General features: G+C 44.7%; 1 protein-coding gene. It reads left to right on the top strand.

Translation table 11 applies throughout. The features are described from left to right. The coding region (locus AC5FEC_RS10300) for a mucin-binding protein (protein WP_493662105.1) at nucleotides 1-2714 on the top strand (2714 nt) is incomplete at its 5' end. Nucleotides 2715-2911 lie beyond the last annotated feature (197 nt).

The following is a 2911-nucleotide window of genomic DNA, read 5'->3' on the forward strand; positions in this document are numbered from 1 at the left end:
AAGCGCTACCGACTCAGTTTGATACCGACGATGCGACGGATCAGAATGTCACGGTGCGTCTGCGCCATAAGACGGTTCCGGTTGAAGAAACGAAAACGGTGACCGAGACCATCCAGTATGTCTATGAAAATGGTGACCAAGCAGCTCCAGCTAAAGTTCAAAAATTAGACTTTAAACGTACGAATATCAAAGATTTAGTTACTGGCAAAACCCCTCAAGAGGGAGTCTGGACACCATCTATCGGAACTTTCCCAGAGGTAGTTTCTCCAACTGTTGATGGTTACACCCCAGATAAGGCTAAAGTTGACGCTGTAACTGTAACCCCTGAACAAGGTAATATCAACGTTACGGTTACTTACAAGGCGGATAAACAAAAAGTAACCTATACAATCATTGACGATACTGCTCAAAAAACACTGAAAAATAAGGAATTACTAGCAAGTGGTAACTCTGATACTCCTCTTCCAAACAGTGCACGAGAAAAATATGATTTAATCGTGAATGCTTATCTAGCCCAAGGTTATGAATTGGTTTCGAAAGATCAGCTTCCAGCTAAGTTCGACCTTGATAGCAGTCATGATCAAAATGTAGTTGTTCATGTGAAACACGGCACAACGGATAGCCAAGAAAGCAAGGATGTAAACTTGACTATTCGTTACCATGGTGCAGGCAGCCAAACACCAGCTGACCAAGTTCAGACAGCAACTTGGACTCGTAGCGTGAAGACAGACAAGGTGACTGGCAATCAAGTTTCTGCCACAGCTTGGACAAGCGACAAAGTAAACTATGATGCAATCCCATCGCCAGTGATTCCAGGTTATAGCGTAGATATCGAGACAGTTCCATCAGAAGCAGTTACCCAAGAGAATATTGTCAAGGATGTGCATTACACAATCCAAACGCAAAAAGTTACGTACACAGTTGTAGATGAGACAATAGGTCGAACTCTGGAAAACCAAGTGGAATTGACAACAGGTGAGTCAGGTGCAGCTCTTCCGACCGCAGCTCAAACGAAATACGACACCGTAGTTGCGGGCTACTTAGCACAAGGTTACGAAGTGGCTTCTCAGGATGCTCTGCCAGGTCAATTTGACACAGACAGCAGTGTGGACCAAAATGTAGTCATTCGCTTGAAACACAAAGTATCAACTTCTACAGAAACTAAGACTGTAACGCAAACGATTAACTACGTCTACGAAGAAGATAACACACCAGCAGCTCCAGAGAAGAAAACGACCTTGACTTTCTCTAGAGAAATGAAAACAGATGAAGTGACTAAAACGACTACGCAAGGGGCTTGGACTCCGTCGGTCGGAACCTTCCCAGAGGTAGTGTCTCCAACTGTTGATGGTTACACCCCAGATAAGGCTAAAGTTGACGCAGAAAACGTAACTGCTAATCAGGATGATATTACCGTTACGGTTAAATACAAGGCAGACAAGCAAAAAGTAACCTATACCATCATTGATGATACAACCAATACCACGCTGGAAGATAAGCAAGAGCTTACAAGTGGTAACTCTGATACTCCTCTTCCAAATGACACAGAAGCTAAGTATGATTCAATCGTGGATGCTTATCTAGCCCGAGGTTATGAATTGGTTTCGAAAGATCAGCTTCCAGCTAAGTTCGACCTTGATAGTAGCTATAATCAAAATGTTGTTGTTCATGTGAAACACGGCACAACGGATAGCCAAGAAAGCAAGGCTGTGAACCTGACTGTTCGTTACCATGGTGCAGGCAGCCAAACACCAGAAGATAAGGTGCAAACAGCGACTTGGACTCGTACCGTGACGACAGACAAGGTGAATGGCCAACCAGTTTCTACCACAGCTTGGACAAGCGACAAAACCAACTATGACGCTGTGCCGTCACCAGTGATTCCAGGTTACACTGTGGATGTAGCGGCTGTTCCATCAGAAGCAGTTACCCAAGAGAATATTGTCAAGGATGTATACTACACAATCCAAACGCAAAAAGTTACGTACACAGTTGTAGATGAGACAACAGGTCAGACTCTGGAAAACCAAGTGGAATTGACAACAGGTGAGTCAGGTGCAGCTCTTCCAGCAGCAGCGCAAACGAAATACGATACCGTAGTCGCAGGTTATCTGGCAAAAGGTTATGAAGTGGTTTCTCAGGACGCCCTGCCAGGTCAATTCGACACCGACAGCAGTGTGGATCAAAACGTAGTGATTCGCTTGAAACACGGCACAACTGAATCCCAAGAAAGCAAGGATGTAAACTTGACTGTTCGTTACCATGGTGCAGGAGGACAAACCCCAGCTGACCAAGTACAAACAGCGACTTGGACTCGTACCGTGACGACAGACAAGGTGACTGGCCAACCAGTTTCTGCCACAGCTTGGACAAGCGACAAAGCTAACTATAACGCTGTGCCATCGCCAGTAATTCCAGGCTATAGCGTAGATATTGATACAGTTCCATCTGAAGTAGTTACCCAAGAGAATATTGTCAAGGATGTGCATTACAGCGCAGTGCCGACAACTCCAGAGGTTCCTGATACTCCAGTTAAGCCAGAGCCTCCAGTGACACCGCTCGCTCCAACACAACCAAAAGCGCAAACGACTCCAGCACCAGTTCTTCCACGTACAGGTGAGGATACTGAGAATGCGAAAGTTATGACGGCAGCAGGAATAGGAGCGCTATTGACGCTGATTGGTATTGGAACTCGCCGTAAAAAAGAAGATTGAGATCTCTAATCCATTCTTTTTGGCTAATAGGTGATAAATTCTAGCACCGAGAGAGAACGCAAGTTCTCTCTTTTTTTGGCTCTTTTCTACCATTTGTCAAGTCTGTCAAGGCTTTAAGTGAAAAATGAGATAAGACAGTAGCTATTCCGAGGTTACTGTCTTATTTTTAACACTTTTTGAGCCATAAAAGGGCATGC

The organism is Streptococcus sp. STC1396 (assembly GCF_058933875.1).